The 16,194-nt window shown below is 60.5% G+C and carries 14 protein-coding genes; 7 read left to right on the top strand and 7 right to left on the bottom strand.

Going from position 1 to position 16,194, the window contains the following annotated elements; genetic code table 11:
• Nucleotides 1-17: 17 nt before the first annotated feature.
• Both CS1BSM3_RS16800 and CS1BSM3_RS16795 read right to left on the bottom strand, forming a co-directional pair.
• Complete coding sequence (locus tag CS1BSM3_RS16800; RefSeq protein ID WP_072388817.1) at nt 18-1,022, bottom strand: LysR family transcriptional regulator; 1,005 nt, start codon at nt 1,020-1,022, stop codon at nt 18-20.
• Nucleotides 1,023-1,573: 551 nt separating this feature from the next.
• Nucleotides 1,574-2,476 (bottom strand): LysR family transcriptional regulator, encoded by a 903-nt coding sequence (locus CS1BSM3_RS16795; RefSeq protein ID WP_072388816.1) that lies wholly within the window; start codon nt 2,474-2,476, stop codon nt 1,574-1,576.
• Between the two features lie 141 nt (nt 2,477-2,617).
• On the opposite strand from CS1BSM3_RS16795, the gene CS1BSM3_RS16790 reads away from it, so the two are divergent.
• The 7 genes from CS1BSM3_RS16790 (at nt 2,618) to CS1BSM3_RS16760 (ending at nt 10,025) form a co-directional block, all read left to right on the top strand.
• The gene (locus CS1BSM3_RS16790; RefSeq protein ID WP_072388814.1) at nt 2,618-3,622 is read left to right on the top strand and encodes a glutamate cyclase domain-containing protein; all 1,005 of its coding nucleotides are present in this window, start codon (nt 2,618-2,620) and stop codon (nt 3,620-3,622) included.
• Between the two features lie 16 nt (nt 3,623-3,638).
• A complete protein-coding gene (locus CS1BSM3_RS16785; RefSeq protein WP_083528660.1) occupies nt 3,639-4,721 on the top strand; it encodes an ABC transporter substrate-binding protein in 1,083 nt (360 codons plus the stop codon).
• Nucleotides 4,718-5,872 carry an ABC transporter ATP-binding protein gene (locus CS1BSM3_RS16780; RefSeq protein ID WP_072388812.1) on the top strand — a complete coding sequence of 385 codons (1,155 nt, stop codon included), beginning with the start codon at nt 4,718-4,720 and terminating at the stop codon, nt 5,870-5,872. Before CS1BSM3_RS16785 ends, CS1BSM3_RS16780 begins: the two co-directional genes overlap by 4 nt.
• Nucleotides 5,869-6,555 carry a DUF1028 domain-containing protein gene (locus CS1BSM3_RS16775; protein ID WP_072388810.1) on the top strand — a complete coding sequence of 229 codons (687 nt, stop codon included), beginning with the start codon at nt 5,869-5,871 and terminating at the stop codon, nt 6,553-6,555. Before CS1BSM3_RS16780 ends, CS1BSM3_RS16775 begins: the two co-directional genes overlap by 4 nt.
• On the top strand, nt 6,528-7,400 hold the full coding sequence (locus CS1BSM3_RS16770; RefSeq protein WP_174263707.1) for an ABC transporter permease: 873 nt from the start codon (nt 6,528-6,530) through the stop codon (nt 7,398-7,400). The genes CS1BSM3_RS16775 and CS1BSM3_RS16770 overlap by 28 nt, the downstream gene beginning before the upstream one ends.
• Nucleotides 7,400-8,197, top strand: coding sequence for an ABC transporter permease (locus CS1BSM3_RS16765; RefSeq protein ID WP_072388806.1), 798 nt, complete (start codon nt 7,400-7,402; stop codon nt 8,195-8,197). Before CS1BSM3_RS16770 ends, CS1BSM3_RS16765 begins: the two co-directional genes overlap by 1 nt.
• Nucleotides 8,198-8,966: 769 nt before the next feature.
• Entirely contained in the window at nt 8,967-10,025 is a 1,059-nt protein-coding gene (locus CS1BSM3_RS16760; protein ID WP_083528659.1) for an ABC transporter substrate-binding protein, read from the top strand.
• 430 nt (nt 10,026-10,455) lie between these two features.
• Here CS1BSM3_RS16760 and CS1BSM3_RS16755 read toward each other — a convergent pair whose 3' ends face one another.
• The 5 genes from CS1BSM3_RS16755 to CS1BSM3_RS16735 all read right to left on the bottom strand — a co-directional run bounded on the left by CS1BSM3_RS16755 (nt 10,456) and on the right by CS1BSM3_RS16735 (nt 16,194).
• The gene (locus tag CS1BSM3_RS16755; RefSeq protein WP_072388804.1) at nt 10,456-11,763 is read right to left on the bottom strand and encodes an LLM class flavin-dependent oxidoreductase; all 1,308 of its coding nucleotides are present in this window, start codon (nt 11,761-11,763) and stop codon (nt 10,456-10,458) included.
• A 76-nt stretch (nt 11,764-11,839) separates the two neighbouring features.
• Nucleotides 11,840-12,709 (bottom strand): ABC transporter permease, encoded by an 870-nt coding sequence (locus tag CS1BSM3_RS16750; protein WP_072388802.1) that lies wholly within the window; start codon nt 12,707-12,709, stop codon nt 11,840-11,842.
• Nucleotides 12,702-13,577 (bottom strand): ABC transporter ATP-binding protein, encoded by an 876-nt coding sequence (locus CS1BSM3_RS16745; RefSeq protein WP_244540547.1) that lies wholly within the window; start codon nt 13,575-13,577, stop codon nt 12,702-12,704. The genes CS1BSM3_RS16750 and CS1BSM3_RS16745 overlap by 8 nt, the downstream gene beginning before the upstream one ends.
• Complete coding sequence (locus tag CS1BSM3_RS16740) at nt 13,577-14,503, bottom strand: ABC transporter substrate-binding protein (RefSeq protein WP_174263706.1); 927 nt, start codon at nt 14,501-14,503, stop codon at nt 13,577-13,579. Before CS1BSM3_RS16740 ends, CS1BSM3_RS16745 begins: the two co-directional genes overlap by 1 nt.
• 182 nt (nt 14,504-14,685) lie before the next feature.
• Nucleotides 14,686-16,194 carry a class I adenylate-forming enzyme family protein gene (locus CS1BSM3_RS16735; RefSeq protein ID WP_072388798.1) on the bottom strand — a complete coding sequence of 503 codons (1,509 nt, stop codon included), beginning with the start codon at nt 16,192-16,194 and terminating at the stop codon, nt 14,686-14,688.

Here is a 16,194-nt window from a genome sequence, read left to right as displayed (position 1 = left end):
GTGCGGGAATAAGCGACTTATTTTGTTGGGATGTCATCGATTATTTTGATGGGACTTTGCCGCCTTGTCTTGGCCGGCTTCATGGGCGTCGCGGCACCCGCAGCATTCTTGCCGACATTCCCTTCGTGCTCCTGCTCTCGCGGGAACGTGCTGGCCTCCCGAGCCATCTCAGCAATAGCGCGATAGGCGGCGTTCTGACGCCCTCTCGGGTAAGCGGCGACGAATTCCAGGAGACGCGGGACGTGGGACGTTGAAAGGAGAACAAGCTGGTCCGATGCAATTTCGTATGCGTAACACTCAGGTGATAGCAGGCTTATCCCGAGACCCGCCTTGGTAAGGTAAGCCACAGTGTTCATACTATCACAGATGATGGGCATAGGCCGGGCGATCGCACTTCGCGACGAATTAGCCAAGCCTACGTCGTGGTAGAGTGATCCCGGGCCCATCAATATCAAGCGATTTTCAACCAACTCCTCTTGGGCGAGCGTTCGCCCATGCAAGCCGAGGCGTGGACTGGCCATCCAAACGAGACGGTTGGCCCCGATTCCTTGCCGCTCGTATCCGCTGTCCAGCCCGACTGCGTCTGGTATCAAAGCGACATCTATCTCGCCGGCTTTAAGACGCGCCGCTACGTTCCTGGTGAGCGACACATGACAATCGAGCGAAATAAGCGGGTAGCGCTCACTCACCAAAGCAACGAACTGAGGCAGCCAAGTGAGAGCAATCAACTCGGCGACCCCAACCCGGACAACCCCAGAAAAAATCTCCGGCGCCCCCACGCGATGCTTAATCTCGCTCGCCAGGTCCATCGCGCGCTCCGCATACTCCAAGAGCTCGCGTCCCTTAGGCGTTAGCCGCACACGCCTGTGGCGCCGATCGAAGAGTTCGATACCGAGGCTGCTTTCCAGTTCTTGAACCCGGGCAGAGATCGCTGACTGAGTCGCGTTGAGGCGCGTTGCGGCCGCCGCAAAGCTTCCAAGCTGAACAATGGCGATGAACGCCTCGAGTTGCCGAAAATTCATGACACGTCATCCGTGAAAGGGCTATCTCCGCCACCCCGGCGCCCGGCCGTGGATGCGTCGTGGCGAGATGCGAGCGCTTTAGTGAGCGCGCAAGGACCAACCGCTGCGGCGCGGAAGCTGGCCATCTCGCGTATGTCAGCCTAGCGGATTATCCGCGCGACCCGGAAGACATGATCGTCCGCCCATTCACGCTCGACACCAGAACTCTGTCGATTGGCCACCTATGCGGCGCCCTCGCGATACCTTGCATAGCAGACATCCTTTCTGCAACCCGGGATCGTCGAAGCGAGCTGGCTGGATGTCTGCAATTGGGATAATGCGTCTACGCGCTAGCGGAGAAAGCAGACTTGATGACCGCTCACTTTTCGACGAGTGTGCTGATCAAGTTGCGTCCGCTTTACACTCTAAATCCGTCGTCGCCCATCGACGGGCTAGAGCGACATGTCGGGCGACCGGAGCACATGAAAGCAGCAATTAGTGCGCAACCCAACGCACCCTCGCCGGCAACTTTGTCCGCTCCGAAATGACCTGCCGAAGCAATCAGCAGACCGTCATTGCTTGGATGCATACCGCAAGGCGCGCGCCATATGCTCGTGGAATTGCGCGGCTGCCGCAGGTAACGCCCGGTCCCTAAGCAACAGCATCTCTATACGCGCCACGCTCATCAGACGGTCACGCAGGCGGACGGCCGCGAGTTGCCCTGATTTCAAACCGGATGCTGCGCATAATCGCGAGAGAAAAGTGATACCCGACGTGCTTTGCGCAAAGTTCGAAAGCATCTGGATAGAATTGCTCTCGAACTTCGGCATGAGCCCCACGCCAGCAGCCAGTGCGGTCGCCTCAAGGAGAATGCGGCTGCCTGAGCCGGCCGGCGTCAGCGCAATGGGATACTCCAAGGCTTCGGTGAGCGAGAGGCTATCGGCCTTGGCTAAGGGGTGATCCACGGACATCAGGGCGTGCACCGGGAAGCGCAAGCGCAGGGAAGCGCGCACAGCGGCTGGAAGCTGCGGCTGAAATGCAATGCCGATATCCGCGCGCACGTCCTCGACGGCAGCAACCACCTCTTCCGTCGAGGCCACGGTAACCTCGAAGCGGATGCCTGGATTTTCGGCCGTGAAATGGATGATGGCGCGCGGCAGCACATCCTGCGAGACGGAGTCGATCGCCCAGATCCGCACCACGCCGCGGCGAAAGCCGCTCAGTGCATCGATCTCGGAACGCACACGCTCCGAAAGCCCCCGCGTGTCTCTCGCGAAGCGGAGAAACACCTCGCCGGCCGGCGTCAACGACACGCCGCGGGCATGACGCTCGAAGAGGCTCACGCCGAGATCCGCCTCCACATTGATGATCTGCCGACTGATGGCCGATTGCGCGACGTTGAGCATGTTGGCAGCCACGCGAATGGATCCGGCCTGCGCGACCGCCAGGATGTAGCGAAGTGAATTGTGCAGCATCTGCCTGTTTCCGATGCAGACGGGCAGTGTGATGCCACTTCGGCATCGCTGCAAGCGATTTTCTCTTCTTGTGTGATCGCTTTGGCATCTGCCTAATTGCAGGCGGTGGTGACAAAATCGCGCTCGATGCAGGGCTATTGAATGGACCAGGATATCGTGACGGCCTGTCGTGCGATCGACCGGCTGGTGACCGTAGAAGCGCGGATCTCGGTCTCGTCGCGAGGCGTGATCGAGAACCTCTACGGCGCGGCGCTCGATGCCCAGGGTGGCCTGCCGCTGAGTTTGCAAGCGGCCCAGCTTATTGCCGCGCACGCCAAGGCCGGCAAGACGATCTTCATCGCGACCGGCGCCGGCGACCCGCTCTACATGCCAGCCGGCGAGACCGACGGACCACCGGGCGCCGCCGTGCTCGCTCTCGGCATCCATGCAGCAACCGGCGCCACGCCCATACTTCTTACGGAGGCAGAGTTCGTCGAGAACTTGTCCGCAACGGCTCTGGCGGCGGGCCTAGGTCTCCGCAATCCTGACTACGCTTCGAAAACCGCCTTCACGACCACTGTTCTGCCGCTCGCCGCCGACAGCAGCGCCGTGACACAGGCGGAGGCCTACTTCGAGAGCTTCTCGCCCACCTTGGTGATCGCCACTGAAAAAATCGGCCCGAACGCCGAGGGTATCGCGCACATGTCCTCAGGCACGCCTGCTGCGGCATCGCGTGCGCGCGCCGAGCACATCTTCGACTTGGCGGCGGCCCGAGGCATTCCCTCCATCGGGATCGGCGACAACGGAAACGAGATCGGCTTCGGACGGATCGAGGGTGCCGTCAAGAAATGGAAGCCCGGCGGCGAACGTCTGGCGACCCGCGTCGCAACTGACGTGCTGTTCCCGGCCAACGTCTCGAACTGGGGCGCCTACGGCGTCATCGCGGCGTTGTCGATCCTGTTCGGTCGCACGGACCTGCTCCATGACGTCGAGACCGAGCGGCGCATGATCGAGGCGTGCGTTGCAACGCACGCGGTGGACGGCAGCACCGGCCGCCACATCCTCGCTGTCGACGGCACGCCGCTCGCCATGCAGCAGGCCGTCGTGACGATGCTCGCCGGCATTGTTCGAAACGCGCAGATCAAGGGCTACAAACGTCCATTTTGACCAGAGAGGTAAGGAAATGACACGTCGGGAAATTCGCGTTCTCGCCCCCGCTGGCATATCCCGCCGGAGGTTGCTCGCTTTGCTCGCCGCCTCCGGCGCAATGCCGATCGTTCCACGGCCCACCTTCGCCCAGACGCCGCAACTCAATCTCTTCACCTACCCGACGTTCGCGAACGAGAAGATCGTCGCCGCGGGCAAGGAGCAAGGTCTCGACGTCAAGACCACCATCTATTCAGGCGCCGACGAGATGATCGCCAAGCTTCGTGGTGGCGGCACGCGTCTCTATGACATGATCGTACCGCTCCACACCTACGTGAAGGTGGCTGCCGACGCCGACCTTATCGAGCCGCTCGACCCAGCCAAGATACCCAATCTCGCGCAGGTCACCAAGGCCTTCACGACCATTCCGGACTGGTCACCGGGCGGCAAATTCTATGGCGTCCCGTTCGTGTGGGGTGCCAACGCCGTGGCCTACAATTTCGCGGAGACAGGTGATGTCGACAGCCTGAAGCTGCTGTTCGAAGGGAAGTTCAAGGGGCGCGTTGCCATGCGCGACGATTCCGAAGATGCCATCGCCGTGGGTGCTCTCTATCTCGGCATCAAGAACCCCTTCGATCTCGACGAGAAAGCCCTGCAAGAAGTCAAGAAGGTCATGATCATGCAGAAGGCGATGAACCGCACCTACTGGCGGAACATTGCCGATCTGCGCACGATGTTCGCGAACAAGGAAGTGGCGATCGCCTGGGCAACGCTATCGGTCGTGGCGCCGCTGCGGAACAATGGCATGGATATCCGGTGGATCTGGCCAAAGGAGGGGGCGCTCGGCTGGTCCGAGGGCATCGCCGCGGTCAAGGGCGGCAAGAATCGCGCTCACGTGGAGAGCTACGCCAACTTCACCATCAGCCCGGAGTATGGTGAGGTGCTGGCCCGCGCGACGCGCTACGCGAGCACCTCGTCGAAGGCGCTCGAGCGCCTGCCCGCGGATCTCATCAAGGAACTCGGCATTCAGCCTGAGCGGATGGCCAATCTCCAGTTCAAGCAGCTGCCAAAGAACAAGCCGCGCTGGACCGAGATCTGGACCGAGGTCAAAGCTGCTTGACCATCTTAGCGGGCAAGATCGAGCCGATGGGAACGATGACGGCCGAGCATAGCCTTATCGAGATCGACCGCGTGAGGAAATCCTTCGGCGCCCACACGGCGATCGACAATGTGTCCCTCGCTCTTGGCGAGGGGCATTTCGTCACGCTGCTCGGCCCCTCCGGCTGCGGAAAAACTACCCTGCTGCGCATGATCGGCGGCCTCGAGACACCAAATAGCGGATCAATCCGCATTGCGGGCACTCCAGTCGAGTCCTTCTCGCCGATAGATCGACCCACCCGAATGGTCTTTCAGAGCTACGCGCTATTCCCCCATATGACGGTGGAGAAGAACGTTGCTTACGGGTTGCAGCGACGCCGGATACCTGACGCCGAGATCAAGGCCAAGGTGGCGGCGCAGCTCGATGTGGTCGGTCTGAGTGAGAAAGCCAAATCCTATCCGTCCGAGCTGAGCGGCGGCCAACAGCAACGTGTTGCTCTCGCACGAGCACTCGTCACTAAGCCCCGCGTGCTGTTGCTCGACGAGCCGCTTGCGGCTCTCGATCTGAAACTCCGGCAGCGCATGCAGGCGGAGCTCAAGTCACTGCAGCGATCTGCGGCCATCACGTTCGTCTATGTAACGCACGACCAGCACGAAGCGCTCGGGCTGTCCGATCGCGTGGTCGTCATGGAGAAAGGTCGCGTTGCGCAGCGCGGTACGCCGGCCGAGATCTACCACCGTCCCGCCAATCGCTACGTCGCCGAGTTCGTCGGCGACATTTCGATCCTCGACGGGACAGTACGAACCATCGAGGACGGTGGCGCTCGTATCGAGACGCCCGCCGGCATGTTCGTCGCATCAGGTCCGACTGTGCGATCGGGCGACAAAGTGCACGCCATCATCCGTCCGGAAAGCGTGAGAGTCGCGGTAGCCAGCGGCGACGGCGCCAACACGCTGCGCGCGACTGTCGAATCCGCAACTTTCCGCGGCGCGGACATGCTCGTCGAGTTTCGCGGTCCGGCGGATGTCCGCATTCAAACGAGCATCTCCTCCACCGCCCCCGAAGCAGCGGCCATCATCCCAGGCCACACCATCACCCTGGAGCTGCCGGCCACCGCTCTCTGGCTCATTCCTGCTGAAAGAAACTCAAACGCCTCGGAGAGTAGCCCATGACGTTCACGGCCATCGCCCGCGAGGGCAATCTGCTTGGTATTGCTCAATGCACCAATCCCCTTGCTGTCGGCGGACGGTGCCCCTTCATCCGCGCCAACGTCGGCGCCGTCAGTACGCAGGCCTATACGGATCCGGGTCTTGGGCCGCTGGCGATCGAGTTGCTGACGATGGGGCATTCGCCTGAGAAGGTGCTGAAGGAGTTGAGCGAGACCGATCCGGGCTTTGCCTGGCGGCAAATTGGCATTGTCGACCGACATGGGCGCGCGGCTGTGCATACCGGCGACAGCAACAAGGACTACAAGGGTTCGATCACTGGCGATGGCTATCTGGTGATGGGCAACTATCTCAAGAGCGATCGTGTCGTCAAAGACATGAACGAGGCCTTTCTCGCATCGAAGGGTAAGATCCTCGAGGACCGGCTGCTCGCGGCGATCACAGCCGGACGAGATGCCGGTGGCGACCTCGGCGGACAGCGCTCGTCGGTCATCCTCGTCTACGACACCGAAGCGTATGCGCGAACGGACCTTCGCGTCGACTGGGCACCCGGGCCGGAGGACGCCATTGTCGGCATGACGAAACTCCTCGACCTCTGGCGACCGCTCATCCCCTACTACAAGGAGCGGCCACACAAGCCCGAAATGGAGGGCTGGGAGGATTGGCTCAAGAAGCAGCAGGCAAGCTGATGCGCACAGGGCGCAGCAGCATTGTTCCGCTCCTGACGCCCGCCACGGCGTGGTTCGGGCTGTTTTTCGCCCTGCCCATCGCCGCGATGCTGGTGGTGAGCTTCTGGGTGGTCGCGAACTACCAGCTCGTGCCCACCTTTACGCTCACCAACTACACGAAGCTCGCGCAGCCGCTCTATCTCTCAATCATCGTGCGCACGTTCGCCATTGCGACGATCGTCACGATCTTGGCTGCGCTGGTCGGCTATCCGGTCGCCTACTATCTCGCGCGGCGGCTGAAGCGTCTGCGCGTCTTCGTCCTCACACTCATCGTGCTGCCACTATGGACGAGCTATCTCGTGCGCAGCTTCGCATGGATGCTGGTGCTGGGGACGAGCGGCGCGTTCAACTGGTTCCTGCAGGGCATCGGCGTGACGGATCAGCCCGTGCGCTGGTTTCTCTACACCGAGTTCGCGGTCATTATCGCCCTCGTCCACATCTATCTGCCGTTCTTTATTCTCCCGGTATTCGCCGTCCTCGATAAACTCGATGACCGACTGCTGGAGGCGAGCAGCGACCTCGGCGCGAGCCCATGGACCTCATTCTGGACGGTGACCCTGCCGCTCTCGCGTCCTGGTATCTCCACGGGCTGCCTCCTCGTCTTCATTCCCGCGGCAGGCTCCTACGTGTCGCCTGAGCTGCTCGGAGGCCCGAGCGTCCTAATGATCGGCAGCGTCATCGCCCAGCAGTTCGGCCTCGTTTTCGAGTACGCTTTCGGATCGGCACTGGCGCTGACACTGATGACGGGCATCCTCATCGTGGCGCTCGGCCTACTCCGCATCGGCAAGGTCCAGGGGCTGAAGTGATGACGCGCGAGCAAGGCATCGGGACTTTGGCCCTCGCGGTCTGGACGGCGCTGGTCGTTCTGTTTCTCCTTCTCCCGCTATTCGTAATAGTTGCGTTCTCATTCAATGACAGTGATTTCCCCTCGTTCCCGATGCGGGGCCTGACCCTCAAGTGGTATTGGCGCTTCCTCGAGTCCGACGAACTGCTGGCCGCCCTTTGGAATAGCACGCTCGTAGCATTCGCGACGATGGTTTTGGCGACGACATTCGGGACGCTGGCGGCCATCGGACTAGCCCGCAGTGGAGCGCGCACTCAGAAGTTCATGCGGCCTTTGCTATCGACGCCGATGATGACGCCACGCCTCGTGGTCGGTATCGCGCTGCTCAATATGTTCAACCTGCTTTCGATGCAGCTTTCGCTGCTCACGGTCATCGTTGGACACACCGTGGTGGCTGTCCCCTACGTCATTCTCGTCGTCAGCGCGCGCCTCGTCGGGCTCGATCCGCGCATCGAGGAAGCCGCGGCCGACCTCGGTGCGACGCGAACTCGCGTGCTCATCGATATACTCCTGCCACTGCTGCGTCCGGCCGTGCTTGGCAGCGCCCTGATTGCCTTCACGCTGAGTTTCGACGAAGTGGTCGTCACCTTTTTCACGACCGGGACCGAGAACACGCTCCCGACTACAATCTGGGCGATGCTGCGATATGGCATTACACCGGAGATCAACGCCGTCTCCACGCTGACCATGATCGCCACCGTGGCCCTCGCGCTAGGCGCTGAAGTCATGATCCGCAGTGGAGGCGTGCATAGGCGCTAGGTCTGTGCTCCTATGCTTCCGACCATCGGACGATCGTGCAATGGGCAATAATGCCTCGCGGCTACCCGGAGGACACGCCTCAATTGGCATTTCTGGGTCAACTTCGCTTTGTTTCTCTGGCACGACCGCTTGCCCCCTGCGACCAGACATAAAGACTGAGCCGCTTCCGGAAAGGCGCCGATGTCAGTTCGTGGGATCGACCATTGACTGATCTTGCGACGAGGCTGACGCGACGGGCCAATCTCAGCATCGAGTTCGATGCCGCTATCGAGATCACCAAAAAGATCGACATCTGAGTGCGTGGCGCACTACCTCCGATACCGGACGCGGCGGCGGCGCTCGTTGCCCTGCCGATCAAGCCTCATGGGATGGCAGCTTGCGGGATCGACCTCCGATATTGGCCAGAGCAGCTCTGGTGAAGGGCGTGTGAGCTCCCCGCCCATCGCAACCGATCGCTGAGGCGCAGCGGATCGCCTCTGACGGTATGACCGCAATCTCGAGCACGCGCTCGCGCCCATATGCTGCCGAGTGCGTCCGACGCCGGGCCACAAAGCATATGCAAATGAGGGGCAGTTAAGCCCAAGCGGGCGGCGCCTTACTGATGCGCAGATATCAAATAGTTCTACATTGCAGAACTTATACTACTTCATGAACTACAACATGCATCGAGAGGAATTCCGATTATAATTCAAGAGCTCAAGACGGTTCTACATAGTAGAACTCGCGAGCGCTTCTGCAGGAAGAACTATGAAAAAGAGCTGAGGAAACGATGCACGAAATCAAGACAAGACATAGCTCAATCGCAGGCTCCAAATACCACCGCCCATGGCACATCGTTGCGATGATGCTCCTGGCCGCAGCAGTGTTTGTGCCAACTAAGGCTGCCGCGGAGGTGGGCGAAGTTCGCATCGTCCGGCAGCCTAGCATTCTTTCGCTTGCCCTGTTCGTCATGGATCATGAGAAACTGGTGGAGAAGGCGGCTAAAGAGCAAGGCCTGCCTGATCTTAAGGTCACGTGGTCACGACTTGCCGGTGGCGCTGCGGTGAATGACGCCATGCTTTCAGGGGCAGTGGATTTTGCAGCCGGTGGCGTCGGTCCTCTTATCGTACTTTGGGACCGCTCCAAAGGAGGCAAGGGTGACATCAAGGCCGCCGGCGCCCTGAGCGACCTTCCAATGATACTCAATACCAACAACCCCAATATCAAGAGCCTCGACGATTTCAACGAGAAAAACAAGATTGCGCTACCTGCTGTGAAAACTTCGATGCAGGCAGTTCTCCTTCAAATGGCTGCGGCGAAGAAGTGGGGAGACAAGGGGTACGATCACTACGATAGGTTCACGGTATCGCTGGCGCACGCCGACGCGACGGCCTCACTGATATCGGGATCAGGAAGCATCGCAGCACATTTCGCCGCGCCGCCATGGGATGCCATTCAGCTGAGGAGCCCGAATGTGCACAAGGTGCTCGATAGCTCCGACATCATAGGCGGCCCTGCTACGTGCCTCGTGCTTTACACAACTCAGAAATTCCACGACCAGAATCCGAAGACATACGCTGCAGTCGTCACGGCCCTCGGTGAAGCCATGAAACTCATTTCATTGGATAAGGGACGCGCCGCCAAAATCTATCTGGCGCTCACCAACGACAAGATCAACGTTGAGGAGCTAGTGAAGATTCTCGAAGAGCCCTCGTCGGTCTTCAAGATCTCTCCTAGCGGCATCAAGACGTATGCCGATTTCATGCACAAGATTGGTCGCGTCAAAACACGAACGGAATCGTGGAAGGATCTATTCTTCCCGTCGGCGCACAGTCTTCCCGGCAGCTGATTGCTGTCCCAATAGAGATGGCCCAGTGTCCTTGTCAGAACTTGCGGCGCAGAATGATCAGAATGCGTAATGGAATCTGCAGCTCATCGCGGCCCAGGGAGACACGACAAGACTGCGACACAAGCAGGATCCGCAGAGAGTGAGGAAAGATCGGCGGTCGCGAAGCTGTTCGCGGGCGGCGGTGATGGGTGACTGCGAGGCGCTCCGACTACCTGGCAATAGAGCGCCTCGCTCCTCCCACGCGAGGCGAGCAAACCGAAAAGCGCTCCTCCTCCGCGCAAAAAGCGCGCCGAGAATGGTCGGCGAACCAACGCACAGCGACGCGGAAAGCGATCCCGCTGAGGGATCACAGCCGACCGAAGGCCATATATCGCAACGGGTCATCTGCGATCCCTGCAGAGTGTTGTCGCTCCGCGTGACGCGCAGGTGGTCAGGGCCGATTTAGACCGTAGTGATCCCTCAGCGTCCGCCCATTGTATTCGGCGCGGAAGCGTCCCCTCCGCTTGAGTATGGGGGCAACCTCCTCCGTGAAAGCGTCCAACATCCACGGCAGGACCGGCGGCATGACGTTGAAGCCATCGGCGGCTCCGCTGTCGATCCAGTCCTCCATGACATCTGCAACCTGCTCCGGGGTCCCGGCGATAACGAAGTGGCCGCGCGCACCAGCGAGCTTGGCCAGCAGTTGCCGCATCGTAAGCTGCTCCCGACGCACCGCCCCGACGATCAGCTCGGTGCGTCCCCGAGAACTCTGATTTTCAGCGGGATCCGGGAAATCCTCTGGACGCAGCACCTGATCGAGCTTGATGCCAGAGAAATCGTACCCGTCGAAGCGATCGGAGAGCCGGGTGAGGCCTACATTCGTATCTGCCAGCTCGTTGAGTTCCTGCTGCAGACGATTGGCTTCGGCTTCGGTGCCGGCAATCATGGGACTGATCCCCGGCAGCACCAGAAGCTGATCCTGTGCCCGGCCGACCTCGACGACGCGAGACTTGATGTCGCGATAGAACTCCTGGGCCGTACCCTTCTGTATGTGCGCCGTGAACACTGCCTCGGCATGGCGCGCTGCAAATGCCTTGCCGGTGTCGGAGGACCCCGCTTGCACCAGCACCGGCCAGCCTTGCGGGCTACGAGGCAGATTGAGGGGACCGGCTACTTCAAAGCTCTGGCCTTTGTGGTCGATCTCCTTGACGCGATGTTTGTCGATGAAGATACCGCCATCACGATCATCGACGACGGCATCGTCACGCCAACTATTCCAGAGCGCCTTCGTGACGTTGACGAACTCCTCGCCGACGTCGTAGCGCTCTGCGTGCGAAAGCCGACCACCGCCACCGAAGTTCCGGCTGCCGGCATTGCTGAATGACGTCACGATGTTCCAGCCAGCGCGGCCTTGGCTAATGTGGTCGAGCGAGCAGAACTGGCGCGCAAGATTGAACGGCTCTGTATGTGTAGTCGATGCCGTCGCGATCAGACCGATGCGGCTGGTCGCATGAGCGACGGCGCCGAGCGTCGTCAAGGGTTCGAGCCAGATGCGCGCCGAGGTATCAACGTCGGGCGGCAGGTTCAGAACATCCGCCAGAAAGATGGAATCGAAGTGGGCGGCTTCTGCCTTCTTCGCGCACTCGACGTAGTGCTCGATATCCATCAGCGAACGCTTCGATGCACGCGGATGCCGCCAGGCGGCCTCGTGATGACCGCGACCGTAGATGAAGAGATTGAGATGAAGCTGTTTCTTCATCGGACGCTCCCAGTTAGCACAACGACAACTGCGCACACATTGTTGGATTTGGGGCCGGCATATCGAGACGCTTGCATTACTGTTGCATCCCCCACCGGACGACGGTCCGCTGCTCGAGGCGGCGGAAGATCACGTACTCGACGAAAAGGCCGATCAGAATGACGGTCAGAAGGCCGGCAAAGACGCCGGGAATATCGAGGTCATTCTTGCGCTCGAAGACGAACCAACCCAGACCGCCGGAACCTGAGCTTGCCCCGAAGACGAGTTCAGCCGCGATAAGCGTTCGCCACGCGAACGCCCAGCCGATTTTGAGGCCCGCAAGAATGCTCGGCAGCGCCGCGGGGATCAGAATTTTCATGACAAGGCGCAGGCTCGAAAGACCATAGTTGCGGCCGACCATGCGCAATGTGTTCGAAACCGCAAGAAAGCCCGCGTGCGTGTTCAGCGCCACCGGCCAAAGCACGGAGTGGATCAGGACGAAGATCAGGCTTTGATTGCCGAGACCGAACCACAGCAGCGCGAGCGGCAGCAGCGCGATTGCTGGCAGGGGATTGAACATCGACGTGAGGATCTCGAGGAGGTCCCTGCCGATGCGGGTGTTCATCGCCAGCACCGTCAGCGTCGCAGCGAGGAAAAGCCCAATCAGATAGCCGCGCGCGAGCACGCTGATCGACATCCAGACCTTTTCCAGAAGCCCAAGCGTCGTGATGTTCGTCCACAGCGCCTGGATGGTCTCGGTGAAGGTCGGGAACAATAGAGAGTTGTTGAGGTGGAGCGCGTAAGCCTGCCATGCACCCGCCAGAATGACGAGCAGGACGGCCTTTCGCAGGGCTTCGATCCGGTAGGCGCGCTCCCAGATCGTCAGAGGTTTCTCGACGGTACCGTAGTTGCCGGCGTCGATGACTTCACGAATGTACGCGGGGCGCCTAGCAGCCGTATCAGTCATGATCGTCGCCCTCGATCTCTGGTTGATCGGCAAAGAGAAGGCCGTTGATCGCAACGGACAGCTTCTGCCCGGTCAGCGGCTCAATTTCGTCCTTGCCGTTGCTGTTGAACTCCGCGCGCACGCGCCCCGGATGCGGCGATAGCAGGAGAATGCGCGAACTCAGCATCACGGCCTCCTCTATGGAGTGCGTGACAAACATCATGGTGAAGCGCGTGTCGTCCCAGAGTTGCAGGAGTTCTTCCTGCATCCTTCGCCTGGTTAGTGCGTCGAGCGCGGCGAAGGGCTCATCCATCAACAGAATCTCAGGCTCCATGGCCATGGCGCGAGCGATCGCGACGCGCTGTTTCATGCCACCCGAAAGCATATGCGGATAGGAGTTGGCAAACTTCGTGAGCTTTACCTTCTCGATGTAGTGCATTGCGCGCTCGTCGGCTGCCTTACCCGAGGCGCGACCACTTTCCGTCAAAGCGAAGGTCACGTTCTCGCGTACCGACTTCCAGGGGAGAAGCTGGTCGAACTCCTGGAACACCATGATTCGATCCGGCCCAGGCTTTCGGACCAGCTCTCCCTTGAGGCGAATTTCACCCTCCGTGGGCGCAATGTATCCACCGACTGCCTTCAGAAGCGTCGACTTCCCGCACCCCGATGGCCCGAGGACGACAAAGCGATCCGACGCGTGGACATCGAAGTCAACGCGGTAGGTAGCAACCACCAGATGATCCGGCGTCTTGTATTGCAGCGTAACCCCGCGCCCGGACAGGACGGATACTGCGCCAACGGCTCTGCCGCCCTCATTCAGTCGAGGCTGACCAACGCCATCACGCACGCTCGCAGTCCCCGCTGTCTTCGTCTTCGTGTCGAACATCATCAGCTACCATTCAGACCGTGCGAGAAGGGAAAGAAGTAGTCCTTCCAAGATGCCGGCTTGTTCTTGATGCGGCCCGTCGAATGCAGGAATTCGGCAGCAGGAACCGTTGCACTCGGCTCGAGCCGGAACTGGATCTTGGGGTTCTCCAGCATTGCGACGAGATCCTCGACCGTCGTCTTTTCCTTGGTCACGCTGAGATAGATCTCGGCCGCACGCTTCTTATCGGATCGCACCAAGTCCATTGCCTGCCCCATCGCCTTCACGACGGTCTGACACGTCTTCGGATTGTCGTCGCAGAAGCTTTGAGCTGCGTAGAGGAGGATGAGTGTGGCTGGGCCGCCATAGACCTCGTAGCTGTCGAGGACCGCATGGATACCGGGCGTCTTGAGCTGGAGGAAATCGAACGGGGCGGCAGTGAAGTGAGAGTTGATCTGCCCCGCGCCCGACAGCATGGCCGTGGTCGCATCGGGATGCGGCAGGGACATCGTGAGCCGATCGAGACGCTCGAATTCCTTCGGCCCCCACTTCTTCGCGGCAGCCATCTGCAGCGTGACAGCCTGCATTGATGTCTTGGCGGCCGGAAGCGCGATCTTGTCCTTATCGGTGAAATCTTCGATCGATTTAATCTTCGGATTTCGGGTCGTTAGCGTCATGGGGACGTCACTGACTGCGGCAAGCGCTTTCACGTCGCCTTTCCCACCTTTGCTCCGATCCCAGAGCACGAGGAGCGGGCCGACACCGCCAGCGGAGAGGTCCACGGCTTTCGCGAGCAGAGCATCGTTGACCGAAGCGCCGCCGGACAGCCGCGCCCACATCACCTTCAGATCCTTTCGTCCCTCTGCCGCAGCGGCCTTCTCGATCAGGTTCTCGTGCTCCATGATCACGAGTGGCAGATAGTGGATGCCGAACTGACGGACTATGCGCACTTCGGAGACTTCTGCGCGCGCGGGCGCGATCGCAGCTAGCGCACCAACAAGGCACGCGAACCCGATCGCCAACACTCGCGACTGCGAAGCAGGAAAATTCGGTTTTCGCCTCAAAGACATTGTTTCCTCCTGGCTGAATTTTCTTTGAAGGCCCGTTTATCGGGCTTAGATCCGCGTCAGCGTCATGCCGGATGGGCCGACGCATTCGTCAGAGCTGATTTGACGACTTTGCCTCCTGCATTGCGCGGGATCTCGGTAACGATCTCGATTTGCCTCGGCTTCTTGAAATCAGCCAATTGCCGTTTGCAGTGCGCTTGCATCTCGCCGAGCGTTGGACGGGCCTCGCCGCGAGGTGCGATATAGGCCTTCACCAGTTGGCCCCATGTCTCGTCAGCCATCCCCACTACCGCGCAGTCGCGGACATCGGGATGTTCCATCAAGACGCCTTCTATTTCCGAGGGATAGATATTCATGCCGCCGCTGATGATCATCTCTTGCGCGCGGCCGGCGAGATGAAGGTAGCCTTCGTCGTCGAGATATCCGAGATCGCCGGTGCGGTACCACTGGCCGGAGAAGGCAGCGGCTGTCGCCTCCGGCGCATCAAGATAGCGGCTCATCGTGGATGGATTGCAGCTCCAGATCTCACCGACCTGCTGCGATGATAGCGCCTCGCCGGAGGGGCCCGAGATCCTGATCGTTACGCCGGGGAAGGGCTTGCCAACCGAGCGCGGCTTGCGCAACTGATCGCTTGGGCGCAGCACCGTCATACTATTGGATTCGGTAGATCCGTAGAAATCGTAGAGACGTGACGAGAGGCCCTTCAGAACCGCGCTCTTTGTTGTCTGCGACAATGGCGCGCCGCACGTTATAAGCCGACGCAGGCCCGATAACTCGTATTTCCCGCAGCCGTCATCGAGCTCCGTTAGGAGCATCGCTAGCATCGTCGGGACCGCGAGCGCCGATGTTATTTTCTGATCCGAGATGAGACGAAGGAACGCTTTCGCATCGAAGCGCGGCATGATGCGCACGCGCGCGCCGGCCTCAAGGTGGATCAGCGCCAGCGTCAATCCCGCTGAGTGCACGAGCGGCATGGCGCTGAGATAGAAATCGTCGCGCGTCACGCCATACTCGGAGATGCCGCTGGAGATCCAGGCCACGCGCGCCGCGTGTGTCGCCAGGGCGCCCTTCGGCTCTCCAGTCGTACCGGACGTAAACATCAGGCTAAAGAAATCCGCTGGATCGACCGAGGGAAGCGGGACGATAGGCGACGCTTCGTCCGCGTCGAGGTGGACGATGAGGCCTTCACGGCAGAGTTCCAGTAGCGCAGGATCTGAGAGCGCAGGATGACGGTGGCAGTCGACGAGCACCGCCCGAGGCTTGGCGACCCGCATGAGGCGGGCTAGCTCGCGCGCAGTAAAACGCGGATTGAGTGGACAGAACGTGGCGCCGGCGCGCGCGGCGGCGAGAACGGCCACGATGCAATCGCAGCTGTTCGGCAAGAGCGCCGAGACGACATTACCCTGACGAATTCCCTTGCGAACTAATCGCGCGGCGAGACTCTCCACACGCTCGTACAGCTGGAGATAGGTGAGGGCTGCCGAGCCATCTTCCAATGCGATTGCATGCGGCGAAATGCGTGACCAATGGCGGCCGATCTCACCCACGACGGTGCTAGCGGCCCTGACATGCAT

This window comes from Hyphomicrobium sp. CS1BSMeth3, from assembly GCF_900117415.1.
In the GTDB taxonomy this organism is placed as follows: Bacteria; Pseudomonadota; Alphaproteobacteria; order Rhizobiales; family Hyphomicrobiaceae.
The sequence above is the reverse complement of the archived record's forward strand: the minus strand, read 5'-3'. Positions and strand labels throughout refer to the sequence as shown.

Excerpts from the sequence above, each read along its gene's own strand:
- CS1BSM3_RS16760 (WP_083528659.1), top strand. The coding sequence starts at position 8,967 with ATGCACGAAATCAAGACAAGACATAGCTCAATCGCAGGCTCCAAATAC.
- CS1BSM3_RS16785 (WP_083528660.1), top strand. The coding sequence starts at position 3,639 with ATGACACGTCGGGAAATTCGCGTTCTCGCCCCCGCTGGCATATCCCGC.
- CS1BSM3_RS16750 (WP_072388802.1), bottom strand. The coding sequence starts at position 12,709 with ATGACTGATACGGCTGCTAGGCGCCCCGCGTACATTCGTGAAGTCATC.
- CS1BSM3_RS16735 (WP_072388798.1), bottom strand. The coding sequence starts at position 16,194 with ATGCATGTCAGGGCCGCTAGCACCGTCGTGGGTGAGATCGGCCGCCAT.
- CS1BSM3_RS16745 (WP_244540547.1), bottom strand. The coding sequence starts at position 13,577 with ATGATGTTCGACACGAAGACGAAGACAGCGGGGACTGCGAGCGTGCGT.
- CS1BSM3_RS16775 (WP_072388810.1), top strand. The coding sequence starts at position 5,869 with ATGACGTTCACGGCCATCGCCCGCGAGGGCAATCTGCTTGGTATTGCT.
- CS1BSM3_RS16790 (WP_072388814.1), top strand. The coding sequence starts at position 2,618 with ATGGACCAGGATATCGTGACGGCCTGTCGTGCGATCGACCGGCTGGTG.
- CS1BSM3_RS16755 (WP_072388804.1), bottom strand. The coding sequence starts at position 11,763 with ATGAAGAAACAGCTTCATCTCAATCTCTTCATCTACGGTCGCGGTCAT.
- CS1BSM3_RS16800 (WP_072388817.1), bottom strand. The coding sequence starts at position 1,022 with ATGAATTTTCGGCAACTCGAGGCGTTCATCGCCATTGTTCAGCTTGGA.
- CS1BSM3_RS16795 (WP_072388816.1), bottom strand. The coding sequence starts at position 2,476 with ATGCTGCACAATTCACTTCGCTACATCCTGGCGGTCGCGCAGGCCGGA.
- CS1BSM3_RS16765 (WP_072388806.1), top strand. The coding sequence starts at position 7,400 with ATGACGCGCGAGCAAGGCATCGGGACTTTGGCCCTCGCGGTCTGGACG.